This window comes from Candidatus Binatus sp. (assembly GCF_030646925.1).
GTDB lineage: Bacteria > Desulfobacterota > Binatia > Binatales > Binataceae > Binatus.
The window spans coordinates 32,438-49,227 of record NZ_JAUSKL010000076.1 but is presented as its reverse complement, the minus strand read 5'-3'; the positions used below and the strand labels follow the sequence as shown (position 1 = coordinate 49,227).

15 protein-coding genes are annotated in these 16,790 nt (G+C 61.3%); 10 read left to right on the top strand and 5 right to left on the bottom strand.

From position 1 onward, the window contains the following. The first annotated feature begins 5 nt into the window (after positions 1–5). The 8 genes from Q7S58_RS13495 (at position 6) to Q7S58_RS13460 (ending at position 10,780) form a co-directional block, all read left to right on the top strand. Positions 6–2,963 carry a molybdopterin-dependent oxidoreductase gene (locus tag Q7S58_RS13495; protein WP_304826455.1) on the top strand — a complete coding sequence of 986 codons (2,958 nt, stop codon included), beginning with the start codon at positions 6–8 and terminating at the stop codon, positions 2,961–2,963. Then, the gene (gene nrfD / locus Q7S58_RS13490) at positions 2,963–4,321 is read left to right on the top strand and encodes an NrfD/PsrC family molybdoenzyme membrane anchor subunit (RefSeq protein ID WP_304826452.1); all 1,359 of its coding nucleotides are present in this window, start codon (positions 2,963–2,965) and stop codon (positions 4,319–4,321) included. Before Q7S58_RS13495 ends, nrfD begins: the two co-directional genes overlap by 1 nt. After that, a complete protein-coding gene (locus Q7S58_RS13485; RefSeq protein WP_304826449.1) occupies positions 4,318–4,827 on the top strand; it encodes a DUF3341 domain-containing protein in 510 nt (169 codons plus the stop codon). The genes nrfD and Q7S58_RS13485 overlap by 4 nt, the downstream gene beginning before the upstream one ends. Before the next feature lie 39 nt (positions 4,828–4,866). Beyond that, a complete protein-coding gene (locus Q7S58_RS13480) occupies positions 4,867–6,102 on the top strand; it encodes a hypothetical protein (RefSeq protein ID WP_304826446.1) in 1,236 nt (411 codons plus the stop codon). A gap of 77 nt (positions 6,103–6,179) precedes the next feature. Beyond that, positions 6,180–7,109, top strand: a complete 930-nt coding sequence (gene coxB, locus Q7S58_RS13475; RefSeq protein WP_304826443.1) for a cytochrome c oxidase subunit II — start codon at positions 6,180–6,182, stop codon at positions 7,107–7,109. Between the two features lie 10 nt (positions 7,110–7,119). After that, the gene (gene ctaD / locus Q7S58_RS13470; RefSeq protein ID WP_304826440.1) at positions 7,120–9,591 is read left to right on the top strand and encodes a cytochrome c oxidase subunit I; all 2,472 of its coding nucleotides are present in this window, start codon (positions 7,120–7,122) and stop codon (positions 9,589–9,591) included. Next, positions 9,588–9,986 carry a cytochrome C oxidase subunit IV family protein gene (locus Q7S58_RS13465; RefSeq protein ID WP_304826437.1) on the top strand — a complete coding sequence of 133 codons (399 nt, stop codon included), beginning with the start codon at positions 9,588–9,590 and terminating at the stop codon, positions 9,984–9,986. Before ctaD ends, Q7S58_RS13465 begins: the two co-directional genes overlap by 4 nt. Further along, complete coding sequence (locus Q7S58_RS13460) at positions 9,953–10,780, top strand: cytochrome c oxidase assembly protein (protein WP_304826434.1); 828 nt, start codon at positions 9,953–9,955, stop codon at positions 10,778–10,780. Before Q7S58_RS13465 ends, Q7S58_RS13460 begins: the two co-directional genes overlap by 34 nt. A 31-nt stretch (positions 10,781–10,811) precedes the next feature. Here Q7S58_RS13460 and Q7S58_RS13455 read toward each other — a convergent pair whose 3' ends face one another. Beyond that, positions 10,812–11,453, bottom strand: coding sequence for a nitroreductase family protein (locus Q7S58_RS13455; RefSeq protein WP_304826432.1), 642 nt, complete (start codon positions 11,451–11,453; stop codon positions 10,812–10,814). 121 nt (positions 11,454–11,574) lie between these two features. Here Q7S58_RS13455 and Q7S58_RS13450 point away from each other — a divergent pair, with 121 nt between their 5' ends. Further along, complete coding sequence (locus Q7S58_RS13450; protein ID WP_304826429.1) at positions 11,575–12,612, top strand: hypothetical protein; 1,038 nt, start codon at positions 11,575–11,577, stop codon at positions 12,610–12,612. Between the two features lie 76 nt (positions 12,613–12,688). Here Q7S58_RS13450 and Q7S58_RS13445 read toward each other — a convergent pair whose 3' ends face one another. The 4 genes from Q7S58_RS13445 to Q7S58_RS13430 all read right to left on the bottom strand — a co-directional run bounded on the left by Q7S58_RS13445 (position 12,689) and on the right by Q7S58_RS13430 (position 15,596). After that, a complete protein-coding gene (locus Q7S58_RS13445; RefSeq protein WP_304826426.1) occupies positions 12,689–13,609 on the bottom strand; it encodes a methyltransferase in 921 nt (306 codons plus the stop codon). Between the two features lie 171 nt (positions 13,610–13,780). Next, on the bottom strand, positions 13,781–14,578 hold the full coding sequence (gene dapB / locus Q7S58_RS13440; protein ID WP_304826423.1) for a 4-hydroxy-tetrahydrodipicolinate reductase: 798 nt from the start codon (positions 14,576–14,578) through the stop codon (positions 13,781–13,783). A gap of 29 nt (positions 14,579–14,607) precedes the next feature. Continuing rightward, positions 14,608–14,856 (bottom strand): hypothetical protein, encoded by a 249-nt coding sequence (locus Q7S58_RS13435; protein ID WP_304826420.1) that lies wholly within the window; start codon positions 14,854–14,856, stop codon positions 14,608–14,610. Positions 14,857–14,972: 116 nt separating this feature from the next. Continuing rightward, positions 14,973–15,596 (bottom strand): DUF1054 family protein, encoded by a 624-nt coding sequence (locus Q7S58_RS13430; protein ID WP_304826417.1) that lies wholly within the window; start codon positions 15,594–15,596, stop codon positions 14,973–14,975. Positions 15,597–15,759: 163 nt separating this feature from the next. Between Q7S58_RS13430 and arsS the strand changes: the two genes are divergently transcribed. Beyond that, on the top strand, positions 15,760–16,749 hold the full coding sequence (arsS, locus tag Q7S58_RS13425; RefSeq protein ID WP_304826413.1) for an arsenosugar biosynthesis radical SAM (seleno)protein ArsS: 990 nt from the start codon (positions 15,760–15,762) through the stop codon (positions 16,747–16,749). The last annotated feature ends 41 nt before the right edge of the window (positions 16,750–16,790 follow it).

The following is a 16,790-nucleotide window of genomic DNA, read 5'->3' as shown; positions in this document are numbered from 1 at the left end:
ATTCAATGGCAGAGCGCGTATCGAGACGCAGTTTTCTGAAGCTTGCCGCGACGGCCAGCGCCGCCGCCGCGATCCCCGGATGCGAGCCCGCTGCACGCAAGCTGATCCCGTACGTTGTTCCCGACGAGAACGTGGTGCCGGGCGTGCCGAGCTTTTTCGCGACCACCTGCTCGGAGTGTCCGGCCGGATGCGGTGTCATCGCGCGCATTCGTGAAGGCCGCGTTATCAAGCTCGAAGGCAATCCCAGTGATCCGATCGGCCGGGGCTCGCTGTGCGCGCGCGGGCAGGCGGCGCTGCAGGGCCTGTACAATCCCGACCGGCTGGCGCATCCGCAGTTGCGCGGAGAACGCGGCGCGCTCGCGCAAATCTCGTGGCAGTCGGCTGAGCAACTTTTCGCGGCGAAGCTCGCGGCGGCGTCGAAGGCTGGCAAGGATCGCGTCGCATATTTCGGCGCTCCGGCAGGCCCGACGTTCAAAAAGATCGTGCTCGCGTGGCTCGGCGCGCACAATTCGTCGCGCGCGATCTTTTACGAAGCCATCAACAACGAACCCGCGCGCTTCGCTACGGAGTCCCTGTTCGGCCGCCGCGATCTGCCGGTTTATCGAATCGATCAAGCCGAGGTGCTGGTCTCGTTCGGCGCAGATTTTCTCGAGACTTGGGAATCGCCGGTCGAACTTGCGCGCCAGTACGCACTATTTCGCACGCCGAAAGAACGGCGCGGCGCACTCACGATCGGCCGCTCGATTTATGTCGGTCCGCGCCTCAGCATGACGGCATCCAAGTGCGACGAATGGATTCCGGTCGCGCCGAGCGCGATGACGGATGTCGCCTGGAGCGTGCTGCAGGCGATGCTGAAGCATCCGGCGCTCGCGCAAAATTCCGCGATCGACGTCGGCGCGGTTAAGAACCTCGCGGCCAACTACGATCCTGCCGCCGTGAGCGCTCGCACCAAAGTGCCGGCCGCGGCAATCGCGCAAATCGCCGACGCATTCGTCAAAGGCGAGGGTGCGCTCGCGATCGCCGGCAACGACGATCCCGCCGCGCATGTCGCGGTCGCGCTGATGAATTCGATCGCCGGCAGCTTCGGCAAAACCGTGATGTTTCTCGATGGCGCCCCGGCCGTCGATGCGAGCACTGCGGACGACGTCGATGCCGCAATCAATGCGATGCGCGAGGGACAAATTGACGTCGTGGTGATCGCCGGCAGCAATCCGGTCTTCACGATGCCGCCGGCGTTGCGCGTCGCCGCCGCGCTGCAGAAAGTGTCGTTCGTCGTGTGGGCGGGCGGCGTGCCGGATGAAACCGCCGCGATGGCGAGTCTGCTGCTGCCGGCGCATCATCCGCTCGAATCGTGGCGCGACTCCGCGCCGCGCGCAGGAATTCGCGGGCTCGGGCAGCCGGTGATGCAACCGGTGTTCGATAGCAAGCCGATCGGCGATATTTTGCTTGCGTCGGCGGCTGCCAATAACGCGAGTCTGCCGTGGAAAACTACTGCGGACGCGATCAAGGTCGAATGGCTCGCGATGGCTCCCAAAGCCAACGATGTATCATCCGAAGATTTCTGGGTGAAGGTGCGCCGCGAAGGTGGACTATTCGAAGACCAGCACGTATCGAACGTCAAGCCGAACCTTTTCGCGATTAAGCTCGCGACGCCGGCATCCGTGCAGCCGCAGCTTTCCGTTTTCGCCTATCCGCATATTTTTTTCTACGACGGGCGCGGCGCCGACAAGCCGTGGCTGCAGGAACTTCCCGAGCCGGTCACGCAAATCGTGTGGGATAGCTGGGCGGAGATTCATCCCGACACCGCGCGCCAGTTGGGCGTCGCGACCGACGACCTGATCGAAGTCAAGACCGGCCACGGCATCATCGAAGTGCCCGCGTTGATTCAGCGCACGGTGCATCCCGGCGTTATTGCGATTCCAATTGGGCAGGGCCACAGCGCATACGGCCGCTACGCCAAAGGCGTCGGCGCAAATGCGTGGGCGATTCTCCCCGCTCGCGCAAACAACGCCGAGTTGAGCGTCCACGTCACGGGCCGCAGCCGCAAGCTCGTCACTCCGCTCGGCAAGAGCGACATGATGGGCCGCTCGATCGTCGAAGCGATGAGTATCGAGCAGCTTGCCGCCGGAAAAACCCCGGAGAGCGAGGCCGAGCAAGTCACCGGCCCCTACGAAATGTACGAGCCGTGGAAATATCCGGGGCACAAATGGGGCATGACGATCGACGTCAACGCGTGCACCGGATGCAGCGCGTGCGTCACCGCCTGCTACGCGGAGAATAATGTGCCGGTCGTCGGCAAGGAGGGCGTCGATCGCGGGCGCATCATGTCGTGGATTCGCATCGAGCGCTATTTTCCGTCGGCGCAGCATGTGAACGCGAAGCCGACCTCGGGCCGCAGGGCCGAGTCGCTAGAAGATCAATTGAAAGCGCCGCAACTTTATCTCGCCCCGATGCTATGCCAGCAATGCGACCACGCGCCGTGCGAGCCGGTCTGTCCGGTGTTCGCGTCGTATCACACCGAAGAGGGCCTCAACGGGCAGATCTACAATCGATGCGTCGGTACGCGATACTGCGAAAATAACTGTCCTTACAAGGTGCGGCGCTTCAACTGGTTCGTGCCCGAATGGCCTGCGCCGCTGAACCTGCAGCTCAATCCCGACGTGACGGTGCGCGGCGCCGGAGTGATGGAGAAGTGCACTTTTTGCGTCCAGCGCATCCAGTTCGGCGAGCTCAACGCCAAAACCGAAGATCGACAACTGCGCGACGGTGAGATCGTGACGGCCTGCGCGCAGGCGTGTCCGACGCGAGCAATCACGTTCGGCGATATCAACGATCCCGCGAGCGCGATGATGCGCCGCCGCGACGACAACAAGCTGCGCAACTATCGCTCGCTCGACGAAATCAACACGCTCCCCGCCATCACATATCTGCGCGATCTGTATCGCGAGAAAGGAAATGCTTAATGGCCGCCGCGCTCAAGCAACCGGTCGCACCGAACTTCGGCGATATCGATCGCAGCGTGCTGCGCGTGATGGAAGCGGCCGGCCGCGCCTACTGGATATGGGTCGGCTTCTGCTTCACGCTGGTCGCGATCGCGGGCGCGATGTGGGCGCGCCAAATTTATTCGGGCCTCGGCGTGACCGGCCTGCGCCAGCCCGTGATGTGGGCGGTGTACATTACGAACTTTGTTTTCTGGGTCGGCATCGCGCACTCCGGCACGCTCATCTCGGCGATCCTGTTTTTGTTCCGCACCAAGTGGCGCACCGCCGTTTATCGCGCCGCCGAGACCATGACGATCTTCGCAGTCGCGACCGCGGGCCTGTTCCCGTTGATCCATTTGGGCCGCGTCTGGTTTTTCTACTGGCTGTTGCCCTACCCCAACGAGCGCTATCTGCAACCAGACTTCCGCTCGCCGCTGGTGTGGGACGCCTTTGCAGTCGGTACCTATCTAACGACCAGCACGCTCTTCTGGACAATGGGCTTGCTGCCCGATATCGCCAACGCGCGCGAGGCGGCGAGCGGATGGCGCAAGAAGTTTTACACCGCGCTCGCGATGGGATGGCAGGGGACCGACCGCCAGTGGCGTCATTACTCGATGGCCTACTTGCTACTCGCGGGATTAGCTACTCCATTAGTCATTTCGGTTCATTCAGTAGTGTCATGGGATTTTGCGATGGCGCAATTGCCCGGCTGGCACAGCACTATCTTCGCTCCCTATTTCGTCGCCGGCGCGATTTTCTCCGGCGTCGCGATGGTGTTAACGCTGCTGATTCCGATGCGAAAATGGCTCGGAATCGAGGATTTGCTGACTCCGTGGCATTTCGACAATCTCGCGAAAGTCGTACTGCTGACGTCGCTGGTGGTTTCCTACGCCTACGTCACCGAAGCATTCATGACCTGGTATGCGGGCGATCCGATCGAGCAAATGACATTTCACATGCGCTACTTCGGCGCGTGGGGATGGATGTACTGGGTAATGGTGCTTTGCAACTGCCTAATCCCGTTGTTGCTATTCTCGCCGCGCATCCGCGTTAACCTGACCGCGCTCTGGATAATCACTATCTTCGTCAATATCGGCATGTGGTTTGAGCGCTTCGTGATCATCGCGGGCTCGCTCACGGTCAATTTCGAACCGTCGCAATGGGCTGGCTATCATCCTTCGATCACCGAGATCGCGATCACGATCGGCAGCTTCGCGTGGTTCCTCGGCCTCTTCTCTCTATTCACGAAATTTCTGCCAATCGTCTCGATGACGGAACTCAAGGAAGGAATCATCTGGCTCCGCAAGGCGCTGCAGAGAGAAGTCGCGAAAGCCGCATGAGCACCGTTACTGTCATAGGATCGTTCACCGACGACGAGTTGTGCGCGCACGCGATCGAAGCGTTGCGCGATGCGAGTATCATGGACTTCAGCACCTTTTCGCCGATTCCGAGTCATCGTATCGAGCACGCGTTGGGACGTTCGCGCAGTCCCGTGCGATGGATCGCGCTGGCGGGCGGAATCTTAGGTGTTCTCGCCGGACTCGCGATCACGATCGGCACGACTTACGAATGGCGTCTCAACGCCGGCGGCCGACCGCTGCTCTCGTGGCCGCCGTTCATCGTCATTACGTTCGAGATGATGATTCTCCTGGGCGGCATTTTCAGCTTCTTCGGAGTGCTTTTCCTCGCGGGTCTGCCGGCGCTCGAGGCCAATCGCGGATATCGTGCGCGCTTTTCCGCGGATCGTTTCGGACTGGTGGTGCGATGCGACGACGGTCAATCGGCCCGCGTCGAATCGATGCTGAAAGAGGCCGGCGCGGAAGAGGTGTTGTGTGACGCCGCGTAGGAAACACGCCGCCGCGATGGCTCCAGGAGCGGCTCCGCGATGAGTGGCAGTCCGAAGGCGATTCGCGGTCGCCACTCGCGAACGGGGCCGCGTCCAATCGAAGCAGTCGCCGGCGCGACGACGATGGCTGTTGCCGCCGTGCTGATCGCGATCGGCGTGTTCGCGTTCGCCGTCGCACTCGCGCGCGGCGATGCCGGCGTTGCGTGGCAAGCCTACCTGGTTAATTTGCTCTTCTTCCTCGGTATCGCGCAGGGCGGCGTCGTCGCGTCGGCGTCGTTCTATCTCACGCAGGCAAAGTGGGGCGGCTCGACTCCGTATCGCCTCTGCGAGGCGTTCGCACCGTTTCTGGCGGTCGGAGTTGTTCTGTTTGTCGGGCTCTATTTCGGCCGCACGCTGATATTCCCATGGGTGCTGCATCCGATTCCGCAAAAATCGGCATGGTTGAACGTTCCGTTTCTTTTCGCGCGCGACGGAATCGCACTCGCGATCATGGCGATCGCCAGCTACGCCTTCATCCGAATGTCTCGCAGCGATCAGGCCCGCGCATGGTCCGTCGCCGTGAGCGATATCGAACTGCCGCCGCATTCGGTTCGCGTGCTCGCGCCGCTGCTTGGCGTGCTCTACGTGTTCATCTATTCGCTGCTCGCTTTCGACTTGATCATGTCGCTCGCGCCGGTCTGGCGCAGCACTCTGTTCGGATGGTTCTTCTTCGCAGGGTGCTTTCTCAGTGCGGTCACTGCGATGGCTTTGGTCGCGGCGATCCTGCGCGGACGCCTCGGTGAGCGCAATCTCTTCACTAACGAAACTATAATGCACGATTTGGGCAAGTTAGTATTCGCGTTTTCGGTGTTCTGGGTGTACTTGCTATTCGCCCAATATATAGTCATCTGGTACGGCGACCTGCCGGTCGAGACGTTCTTTATCGTCCAGCGGGTTCATCACATGCCGTGGCGCCCGCTTTCGATCGCCTGCCTGGTATTGATCTGGCTGATTCCGTTCATCGTTCTAATGAGCGTGCGCGCGAAGAAAAACCCGCTCGTGCTCGGCATCGTTTCGAGTCTCTTGCTGATCGGAATCTGGCTCGAGCGCTATGTATTGATCGTTCCGTCGCTTTCGCTCGATGCGATTCCGTTCGGCCTTGTTCAACTGCTCATATCGCTCGGATTTCTCGGCGCGTTCCTGCTCTGCAGTGTTCCGGGATTGAATCTTGTCGCGCAGGCAGCAACCTCCGGCGAGCCCGTAGGCGACGACGAAGAAGGCGCTGGCGAGGAATGATGCGAAGTCGTTCAACACTTCGATTTGCGGTTTTCGCAGCGTCCACGCTGGCCGGATGTGGCTCCGCCGACAAGCCGATGACGACGCTCGCGCCCAAGTCCGATCTCGCGGAATGGATCTATCGGCTGTTCATCCGGGTCACGCTGTGGGACGCCGCGATCCTCGCGATCGTCGTCGTCGCGTTCATCCTCGCGGTGTTCGTTTTTTCCAGCCGCGTTGGCGAAGCGGCGCCGTCCTCCACCGCATCATCGGATCTGTCGCTGGAGGTCGCATGGACGCTCGGGCCCGCGTTGATCCTGCTGATGATCTCGATTCCGACCGTGCGCACTATTTTTCGCTCGCAGACGGCGCGCGCGCCGGCCGACGCGCTCGCAATCAAAGTCATCGGACATCAATGGTGGTGGGATTTTCAGTATCCCGACGGAATCAAAACGGCGAACGAATTGCACATTCCGAGCGGACGCGCGGTGCGCCTGAAGCTTGAGTCCGACGACATCATTCACAGTTTCTGGGTGCCGCAATTGGGCGGCAAACGCGATCTGGTGCCGGGCCAGGTAAATGAGATCGCGCTGGTCGCCACGACGCCCGGGATGTATCCGGGTCAGTGCGCGGAGTTCTGCGGACTATCGCACGCGAACATGCGGTTTCGCGTCTTCGTCGATTCGCCCGCCGACTTTGCGAAGTGGCAGGCCGCCGAAATCGCGGGACCAGCCGCCGCGCCACCCGACGATCATCTCGCCGCCGACGGTGCGAAGGTTTTCGCCAACAGCCCATGCACGACTTGTCACACGATCCAGGGCGTGTCGAAGGGTTACCTCGGTCCCGAGCTGACGCATTTTGGTTCGCGCTCGACGCTTGCCGCCGGCGTTCTCGCGAACACTCCTGACAACGTCGCGAAATGGATCACCGATCCGCAGAGCATCAAGCCCGGAGCGAACATGCCGCCGCTGATCCTCGCCGGGCCGAAGCGCGACGCGCTCGTCGCTTACCTCGAAAGTCTGAAATAGGAAACTTCACATGGCCGCCCAGCCCAAACCATTGCCCACACTGCAACCGAGCTATCTCGAAGGCGGCGGCGTGCTCGGCTGGCTGATGACGATCGATCACAAGCGCGTCGCCGTGATGTATGCGGTCAGCGCGCTAGTCTTCATGGCGCTCGGCGGCCTCGAAGCGATGGCGATTCGCGCGCAACTTTGGAGCCCCGACAATCACGTGCTGTCCGCCGCGACCTACAACGCGTTTTTCACGATGCACGGCACCACGATGGTCTTCCTGGTCGTGATGCCGCTGCTGCTCGGCTTCATGGGCAACTTCCTGATCCCGCTGCAAATCGGCGCGCGCGACGTCGCCTTCCCGCGCCTCAATGCGCTCAGCTTCTGGATGGCTCTGGTAGCGGGCGTCCTGCTTCATCTCGGCTGGATTCGCGGCGGCCTGCCCGACGCCGGATGGTTCGGCTACGCGAACTTGACCGAGCGCTATTTCTCGCCAACGCTCTCGATCGATTGGTGGGTTATCGGCCTTTTGGTCTCCGGCACCTCGACCGTTCTGACCGGGCTTAATTTTTTCACGACGATCGTCGCGATGCGCGCGCCCGGCATGACCTACATGCGGATGCCCATGTTCGTCTGGGCGATGCTGGTCACTTCAATACTCATTCTGATCGCATTTCCGCCACTGACTATTGGACTGATATTTCTGCTTCTCGACCGTTTCTTCAATACGCATTTCTACATAGTCAGTGCTGGCGCGACTCCTATACTATGGCAGCATCTCTTCTGGCTATTCGGCCATCCCGAAGTGTATATCATGGCGCTGCCCGCCTTCGGGATTATTTCCGAAGTAGTGCCGACTCATTCGCGCAAGCCGCTGTTCGGCTACCCGATGATGGCCTACTCGATCGTGCTGATCGCGTTTCTCTCCTACGGCGTCTGGGGTCATCACATGTTCGCGACCGGCATGGGCCCGGTGGCGGATTCCGCGTTCGCGATCACCTCGATGCTCATCGCGATTCCGACCGGCGTCAAAATTTTTAGCTGGATCGCGACCATCTGGGGCGGTTCGCTCCGGATGACCACCGCATTTTACTTCGCGCTCGGCATGATTCTCGAATTTACCGTCGGCGGCTTGAGCGGCGTGATGCACGCGAGCGCGCCGATCGATTTGCAGCAGACCGATTCGTACTTCGTCGTTGCGCATTTTCACTACGTGCTGTTCGGCGGCGTGATGTTCGCGATCATGGCGGGCTTCTACTACTGGTGGCCGAAAATCACCGGCGCGATGCTCAGCGAAAAAATCGGCAAGTGGCAATTCTGGCTCACCGTGGTCGGCTTCAACGTCACGTTCTTTCCGATGCACTATCTCGGCATGTGGGGGATGCCGCGCCGCATCTACACTTACGGCGCCGACATGGGCTGGACGTATCTGAACCAGGTCGAAACCGTCGGCGCGTTCGTACTCGGGCTCGGCTTCCTGCTGATGTACATAAACATTTTCAGGAGCCTAGCGGTCGGCGAAAAGGCGCCGAGCGATCCGTGGGACGGGCGCAGTCTCGAGTGGTCGATGTTGTCGCCGCCGCCCGCCTACAACTTCGCGACGATTCCGCAAGTCCGCGGCCGCGACGCGTGGTGGATCGTCAAGTATGGCCGCGCCGGATCGCGCGGCGTCGCGGCCTTCATGGCGGCGCAATCGCCGCAGCCAGGAACCGAGCAATTCGCCGATACCTCGCGCATCCACATGCCCGCACCTTCGATCTTCCCGCTGGTGATGAGTCTCGCCATCGGCGTGATGGGCCTCGGCCTCATCATCGATTGGTATCGCGTCGTCGTGATCGGCGCGCTCGCTACGATCGTGTCGATCGTTGGCATGAGCTTCGAGTATCCCGGCTTCGGCGAGGAATTCCACGACCCTGAGCACGCGCCGTCGTCCGGCGGTATCGACGTGCGCAAGATCGGCGTGTGGTCCTTCATCGGTTCCGAGTGCGTATTTTTCGCGAGCCTGATCTCGACCTTCATCGTTTACAAATCGCGCAGTATCGGCGGCCCTGGCCCCGAAATTCTCAACATCCCGCTCACCTCCGTCAGTACATTCATCCTGCTGATGAGTTCACTCCTGATGGTGCTCGCACTCGCGGCGGCGCAGCGTGGTGATTCGCGCTGGGAAAAAATCTGGCTCGCGGGAACGGTGTCGTTCGGCCTGATTTTCCTCGGCGGCCAGGTTTACGAATTCTTAAGCTTCTACAATGAAGGGATGGGCCTCACGACCAACCTGTTCTCGCAATCATTTTTCGCGCTGGTCGGATTCCACGGCGCGCACGTCGCGATCGGAGTGCTGTGGCTGACCGTGCTGCTATGCGCCGCGATTGCGGGAAGGCTCGGAAAATCGCGTGCGCTCGCGCTCGAGCTTGCGGGCCTCTACTGGCATTTTGTCGATGTGGTCTGGATCATAATTTTTACGCTGGTGTACCTGATGCAAACGGTGAAGAACGCATGAGCGAAATCCTGCTGGCCCACGACGAACACGACCAGGCGCATCAGCCCGGCGCCGCGACCTATCTGATCATCGCGGCGTTCCTGCTCGTGCTGACTGCGATGGAGGTGACCGTCTTTTATGTGCATGCGCTCCGGCCGGTGCTGGTGCCCGTGCTGATCGTGCTCGCCGCGGCCAAGTTCGCGCTGGTCGCGATGTTCTACATGCACCTCAAGTACGACGGCTGGCTGCTGAGCGGCGTCTTCGTCTTCCCGCTGCTGATCGCCACCGTCTTGCTGCTCTCGCTGATCGGCCTGTTCGGATATTTGTCGCATCACGAATCGCCCCGCCTTGGGCTGAACTCATCGCGCACCGGTCCGGCGTCATGGAACTCTTCGAGCATCCAAGCGTACCGCTAGGCGTCGCCGCGCTGATCGCGCTCTACCTGGGCGCGTCGCGCGCAATGCGTCGCCGTCCGACTCGCCGGCAGGTGATGTGGTTCGCCGCCGCGATGGCCGCGATTCTCTACACGCACACCGAACTCGACGAACTCGCCGACGCGCGCATCTTCACGATGCACATGTTGCAGCATCTGATGCAGACCTTCGTGATCCCGCCGCTGCTGCTGCTCGGAACGCCGGGCTGGATGCTGCGTCCGATCGTGCTGGCGCGTCCGCTGAAACCGATCTTCGCACTGCTGACTCAGCCCGTGATCGCCTTCCTGCTATTCTCCGCGGTCTTCGTCACTGCGCACTTCCCCGTGATTTTCGAGCGGATGTGCCGCGACGAAAGTTTTCACATCGTTCTGCACCTCGTGTTCATGGCGGCGGGAGTGCTGATGTGGTGGCCGATCCTGAGCCCGATCCCCGAGATGCCTCGCCTCTCGTATCCCGCGCAAATTCTGTATCTGTTTCTGTTGATGATCCCGATGACCGCCGTCGCCGCGCCAATCACGCTCGCGAGCACGGTCATTTATCCTTGGTACACCGAAGGCGCGCACGGATGGGGCCTTGCGCCGATGGACGATCAGGTGCTCGGCGGCTTGCTGATGTGGATCGGGCAGGGCTCCTACCTGATGATCGTGTTCACGCTGATTTTCTTCAGATGGTCGAGGCTCGACGATCGCGACATCCCGGCGGTTTCTCTTTCCGCGCGTTCCGAGTTCCGCGTCGTCGCGTCGCAAACGCGGCCGGCACGCTCGATCCTTCACTGACAGCGCTTTGATCGCGCTGCGCGCGCCAAAACTATCGCCCCAGCATCGGCACGCCGAATCGCTCGGCGAAAACGATCTCCTCGACCGGACGCCGCTTGAGCTTTTTCGGAAATGGCTCCGCCGGATAGCCCACCGCGATATGCGCCGCCGTTAGAAAATCGGCCGGTATCGAGAGCAACTCCTTCACCTGCGGCTCGAATGCGCACAGCAAGGTAGTCAGCGCGGTGCCGAGGCCGAGATTGCGGCACGCCAGCAGAAAATTCTGCACGCACGGATAAATCGATGCGCCGCCTACCACGCTCGGCCGATCGAAGTCAGGATCGGTCACGTGCAGCGACGCGATATGCGCACAGACCACGACGATCGCCGGTACTTCGTCGAGATGATGCGCAAAATTGTCGGCCCGATCGAGCAGCCGCGACGATGCGCCAATATTGATCGCACCTTTGCGCGCGTTTGCGATGTACGCGGTCCACGGACCGAGGTACCACTCCTTCAGTTGCTTCTTGGTCTTCGGATCGCGCACCACCACCCATCGAATCGGCTGGCGATTGCCGCCCTGCGGACCGAAGCGCGCGGCGTCGAACGCTGCTTGCAGAACCGAATCGGGCACCGGGTCCGGCTTGTAGGACCGGCAAGTCGCGTTGCTCTCCATCACTTCGATCAAATCCATCGTCATATCTCCTGCGATTCCGCTGGCTCTCATCTCGTAGCAATTGCGCCATGCCCACGCCAAGACCGGATGCTTGCCCGCTTCTCGGCTTATGCGTTAGTTGTTGATCGCGGGAAACACGATGCGCCACGCCAGAACGCGGATCATCATGGACGGCGCGATCGCCGGCATCATCGGCGCGGTCGTGGTCGCACTCTGGTTCCTCATCTCGGATACGATTCGCGGCCATCCGCTCGAAACTCCATCGCTGCTCGCCGCGACGCTGCTCCACGGCGTGCGCACTCCCGAGGTGCATCGCGGTCTCGTTCAACTCGCGCTCGAGTATTCGCTGATCCATTTCTCCGCGTTTATCGCGTTCGGCATCGCCGGCGCGTTGCTGCTCGAGACCTGCGAGACCGAGCAGTCGCTGCTGTTCTCGCTGGTGATCTTTTTCGTCGCGTTCGAAGTATTTTTCATCGCGGTCGTGCTGTTCCTCGGCCCCAATGCGATGGCGCAACTGACATGGTGGGGCATCATCATCGGCAACCTGCTCGCGACCGCCGCGATGCTCTCATACTTTTTCTGGCAGCATCCGCGGCTCGCGCGAAACCTGCTCGGCGCGTGGATCAGCGTCGCGATGGAAGGCGTCAAGGCAGGCCTCATCGGCGCGACCGTCGTCGCCGTCTGGTTCCTCTGCTACGACTTCGCCTCGCGCGATCCATTTCACACGCCCGCCTTACTAGGCGCGATGGTGTTTCAGGATGCCAGCGTTGGCGATGGCATCCGCGCGACCCTGCCGCTCGTGCTCGGTTACACGATTCTGCATTTCTTCGCATTCGTCGCGTTCGGCCTGGTGCTGGCAGTGATGCTCGCCGCGTCGGAGTGGGAACCGTTGATGACGCTCGGCGCGCTGCTGCTGCTGGCCGTGTTCGAGGTCTTCTTTGTCGGCTTCGTCTCGTTGCTGGATCAATCGGCGCTGGAAGTGCTCGGCTGGTGGAAGATCATCGCGGGCAACATCCTCGCGCTGATCGCGATGATCGCATACTTCATGCGCGTGCATCGCGGACTGCATATCAAGCTGGTCGAACGGTGGGCGATGCTCGATAGCGAAGGCGAAGAGATGGGTGATGCGCCGACGCCGCCGCCAGTCGAGCGCCGCCCGGAACGCCTGCATTTCTAAGCCGGCTTGACCGAGATGCTGACACGAAAGATGTCGCGTGCGATCTTGGTCGAGACGATCACCCTGATTTTCGCTTCTATTTGATCCCGACGACCATCCAATCGCGCTCCGTGAGTTGCTCCACTTTGGTCTGGCTGAATCCCGCCTCGCGCATCCAGCCGCAGCAGTCAGCGCCGGTGTAATCGAAGCCGCCCTGGGTTTCTATTAGCATGGTCAGGCTCATCAGCAGACCCAGCAGGTTGCGACCGCGCTCGTCGTCGATAAGAAGTTCATAGACAATCAGCGCCCCGCCCTTGGGCAGCGCCTCATAGGCCTTGCGCAGCAGCGTCTGCTTTTCATCGAGATTCCAGTCGTGCAGGATCATTCCCATCACCAGCACATCGGCCGCGGGTAGAGGATCCTTGAAGAAGTCGCCCGGATAAAACGTCAGTCGTCGCTCCAGTCCGAACGAACTTACATAATGCTCGAAGAAGGGACGCACGACCGGAAGATCGAAGCCGCCGCCTGCAAGATGCGGATTAGCCGTCGCCACTGCAACCGGCAAAGCTCCCTGTGCCGTGCCCACGTCGACGAAGCTCCGGTAGTTCTGCCACGTGAACTTGCGTGCGATCGCGCTGGCGGCGACTCGGCTGTGTCCAGTCATGGACTGCAGAAACGCCCGCAGCCGCTCAGGTTGATTATAGATGGCGTCAAACAGATCCTCGCCGCCTTTAATCTCATTCTGCGGTTGACCGGTACGCAGCCCCTCGCTCAGCGACCCCCAGAATCGGTAAAGCCGCTGGTTGAACATTTCCAGCCAGCCGCCCATGTAAGTCGGCTTGCCGCGATCAAGAAAATAATCGGTCTCCGGCGTGTTCGCGTACTGGCTTTCGCGCCGCTCCAGCATCCCCAACGCGACCAGCGCGTCCAGGAAATCACGCGCCGAACGCCGATGGAGACCGAAGCGTTTGATGCATTCGTCGAGAGTAAGCGTTCCCTTGGCCAGCTCAGTGAACACGCCCAGCTCTCGACCGCGCTCAGCAGCGTCTTGGCCGCCATGAAGCCAAATGCGACCCGGACGATCTTTTCATCGCTTGGTTCCGCATCCATCGGAAATTGCCTCGTCAATTCGGTGCGGTCTCGATCACGTTCATCTCAGCCAGGAACTTTGTCGGCAGCCGAGGAAGCCCTAGATTCCGAGCACGTCGCGCATCGTGTAGAGCCCCGGCTTCTGAGCGACGACCCACGCCGCCGCGCGAATCGCGCCGCGCGCCAGGGAGTTTCGGCTCTGCGCGCGATGAATCAATTCGAGGCGCTCGCCCTGTCCGCCGAAAATCACCGTGTGATCGCCGACCGCGTCGCCAGCGCGCATCGCCAGCACCGCGATTTTTCCATCGGGACGCACGCCGGTAATGCCCTCGCGTCCGTACACCGCATTCTCGGCGAAGTCCGTTCCGCGCGCATTCGCGATCGCTTTGCCGAGCGCGATCGCAGTACCGCTTGGCGCATCGATCTTCGTCCGGTGATGTATCTCGATAACTTCGGCATCGAAGTCCGGCAGTATCGCCGCGACCTCCGCGACGATCTTCGCGAGCACGTTAACGCCGATACTCATGTTCGGCGCGATCACCGTGCGCGTCTGCTGTGCGAGCTTCTTCGCGCGCGCTTCAAGCTCCGGGGTGAAGCCGGTCGATCCGATCACGATCGCGGCGCCGGCTTTCGCCGCCACCTCGAGATGCTCCATCGAGGCCGCCGCGGTCGTAAAATCCATCGTCACTGTGTCGGGCCGCGCGATCGAGGCGTAGTCATCGACGATCTTCACGCCGAGCTTGCCGATGCCTGCGACTTCGCCCGCGTCGGCGCCGATCGTGGCGTTGCCGGCGGCTTCGAGCGCGCCGACGATCTTATGGGTCGCGTCTTTGGCGGACATCGCGATTAGCAGGCGCCCCATCCGGCCTGCCGCGCCAGCAATGATCAGGTTTGCCATCGACTCGGGCTCGCCGCGCTCGTTGATAGCTAGGCCGAGGGCGCCTCGGCCGGAGCGGGCGTTGGTGCAGCCGTTTTGCCGTGCTTGGTGTTGAAGTGTTCTTCGCAGAGACTGCTCGTGCGGAAGCGCTGCTTATGACACTTCTCGAACGTGCAGGTCTTGTAGCGCGCCTTGGGCATCTCGCCGGCTTTCCACAGCCGAAAATGCTGGCGGCAGTAGCCCTTGCCAACCGCCTCGCGCGCGCAATCCGTTGCTTTGCAGTTACCTTTATTCGCCATGCGTGAAATCCCTTCCTGGAAGCCGCGTGAGCGCGATTGGTGCGAACTTCGCGGCCGATCAATTCACCTACAATAGTTCTTGCGCCATCCGCTTCATAGAGGCGGATTCTTCACTTTCAACCGACGGATCGAATCACGCGATACAGCGGCGCCAATTCGCCGAACGCGTCGAGCACCTCGTCTCGATCGAGCCTCGGCGCCTGCGCCGCCTTCCATCCGAAGCCCACGTCGATTCCGCCGGTTTTCTGGATGAGCGCATCGCCGAGCCGCTCAAAGAAATCCTCGCTCGCTGCAATCTGTTTCGGCAGCGCGCGAAAGTCCCAACGTTTGTAATCCTGAATCCGCGCGCCGCGAAACGATTTCTCGAGCTGAGTCTTGTTCGATTTGATCAATCGCCCAATCTCCGGACGCAGGTCTGCTCCCGGCTTCACCACCGCGCGCGCCTGAATTCCCGCGCCCGAGATGCAGAGCGCGAGATAGCCGTACCGTTTGTATCCCTGTGGCGACGGCCCGAATGCGGTCCACGTTTCATCCGGCGGATTCGCGGTGCGGCGCATGTGTTTCGCGACGTGCGGGAAAAATTCCATGTCCAGTTTGCGCGATAGCTCCGGCGCCAATTCGTTCCCCAGCCGAATCAGCCGCGGCCGAATCAGTTCATAAATTTTCGCCATCCGGGCGCTGAATCCCTCGATCGAAAACACTTCGAAATCCGCGCGGAAAAATCCCAACGTCGCCAACAACGTTACCCACCGATGCGTGCTCGCGATGTCCTGAACAACGCCAGCGTATCGTCGAAAATCCGCCAACGCCAATCGCGGAAGATCTGCCAACGGCATCTGCGATTGGTCGCGCGTCCGCAAAAACTCCTTCCGCAGCAACGCCCGATGCGTGATACACTGCCGCATGGCCGCGACTCCCGACGCGCATCCAGAGCACAGCTTCGAGCACACGATCGCGCGCCATGGCGTTGCGGCCCTCCACCGCGATTCTCCCACCACTCTGCAAATCAACGTCGGCAAACTCTGCAACCAGGCTTGTCATCATTGCCATGTCGATGCGGGCCCGCGCCGGACCGAGTCGATGAGGCGCGCGACCGCCGCGCGCGTGATCGAGTTGCTGGCCGCGAGTCCGCGCGTGCATACGATGGATATCACCGGCGGCGCGCCCGAACTGAATCCGAATTTCGCGATGCTCGTCGAGCAGGCCCGCGCACTCGATCGCCGCGTGATCGTGCGATGCAATCTCACCGTCACGCTCGAACCCGGGATGCACTGGCTCGTCGATTTCTACCGCCGCAGCGAGGTCGAGCTCATCTGCTCGATGCCGTGCTACACCGCCGACAATGTCGATCGCCAGCGCGGCCGCGGCGTCTTCGCAAAAAGCATCGCGGCGCTTCGGAACCTCAACTCCGCCGGTTTCGGCCGCGGACTTCTTCGGCTCGATCTCGTTTACAATCCGGGCGGCTCGTCGCTGCCGCCGCCGCAAGCCGAACTCGAGGCGCGCTATCGCGACGAACTCGCGCGCAATTTCGGCATCGTCTTCGATCGCCTGCTCACGATCACCAACATGCCGATTGCGCGCTTCGCGCATCAACTGCACTCTGCCGGTGATTTCGCGGCCTACATGAGCCTGCTGGTGAACCACTTCAATCCCGCCACGCTTGAGAGCCTGATGTGCCGAACCCTCGTCAGCGTCGGATGGGACGGCCAAATTTACGATTGCGATTTCAACCAGATGCTCGAAATCCCCCTCGGCGCCAACCGCTTTCATCCGACGACTATCTGGGACTTCGATGATCTCGATCGCCTCGCGGGCTGCGCGATCGCGACCGCATCGCATTGTTTTGGATGCACCGCAGGCGCCGGTTCCAGTTGCACCGGCGCGATTGCCTGATCGCGAACGCTTGTCGCCGCAGTCGCGAACGCGCGATAAAT

What these genes read in the sequence shown, in the direction of transcription:
- ctaD (WP_304826440.1), top strand. Translation starts at nt 7,120, where the DNA reads ATGGCCGCCCAGCCCAAACCATTGCCCACACTGCAACCGAGCTATCTC.
- Q7S58_RS13435 (WP_304826420.1), bottom strand. Translation starts at nt 14,856, where the DNA reads ATGGCGAATAAAGGTAACTGCAAAGCAACGGATTGCGCGCGCGAGGCG.
- Q7S58_RS13495 (WP_304826455.1), top strand. Translation starts at nt 6, where the DNA reads ATGGCAGAGCGCGTATCGAGACGCAGTTTTCTGAAGCTTGCCGCGACG.
- Q7S58_RS13480 (WP_304826446.1), top strand. Translation starts at nt 4,867, where the DNA reads ATGAGTGGCAGTCCGAAGGCGATTCGCGGTCGCCACTCGCGAACGGGG.
- Q7S58_RS13485 (WP_304826449.1), top strand. Translation starts at nt 4,318, where the DNA reads ATGAGCACCGTTACTGTCATAGGATCGTTCACCGACGACGAGTTGTGC.
- coxB (WP_304826443.1), top strand. Translation starts at nt 6,180, where the DNA reads ATGACGACGCTCGCGCCCAAGTCCGATCTCGCGGAATGGATCTATCGG.
- Q7S58_RS13450 (WP_304826429.1), top strand. Translation starts at nt 11,575, where the DNA reads ATGCGCCACGCCAGAACGCGGATCATCATGGACGGCGCGATCGCCGGC.
- Q7S58_RS13455 (WP_304826432.1), bottom strand. Translation starts at nt 11,453, where the DNA reads ATGGATTTGATCGAAGTGATGGAGAGCAACGCGACTTGCCGGTCCTAC.
- dapB (WP_304826423.1), bottom strand. Translation starts at nt 14,578, where the DNA reads ATGGCAAACCTGATCATTGCTGGCGCGGCAGGCCGGATGGGGCGCCTG.
- Q7S58_RS13460 (WP_304826434.1), top strand. Translation starts at nt 9,953, where the DNA reads ATGGAACTCTTCGAGCATCCAAGCGTACCGCTAGGCGTCGCCGCGCTG.
- Q7S58_RS13465 (WP_304826437.1), top strand. Translation starts at nt 9,588, where the DNA reads ATGAGCGAAATCCTGCTGGCCCACGACGAACACGACCAGGCGCATCAG.
- nrfD (WP_304826452.1), top strand. Translation starts at nt 2,963, where the DNA reads ATGGCCGCCGCGCTCAAGCAACCGGTCGCACCGAACTTCGGCGATATC.
- arsS (WP_304826413.1), top strand. Translation starts at nt 15,760, where the DNA reads ATGGCCGCGACTCCCGACGCGCATCCAGAGCACAGCTTCGAGCACACG.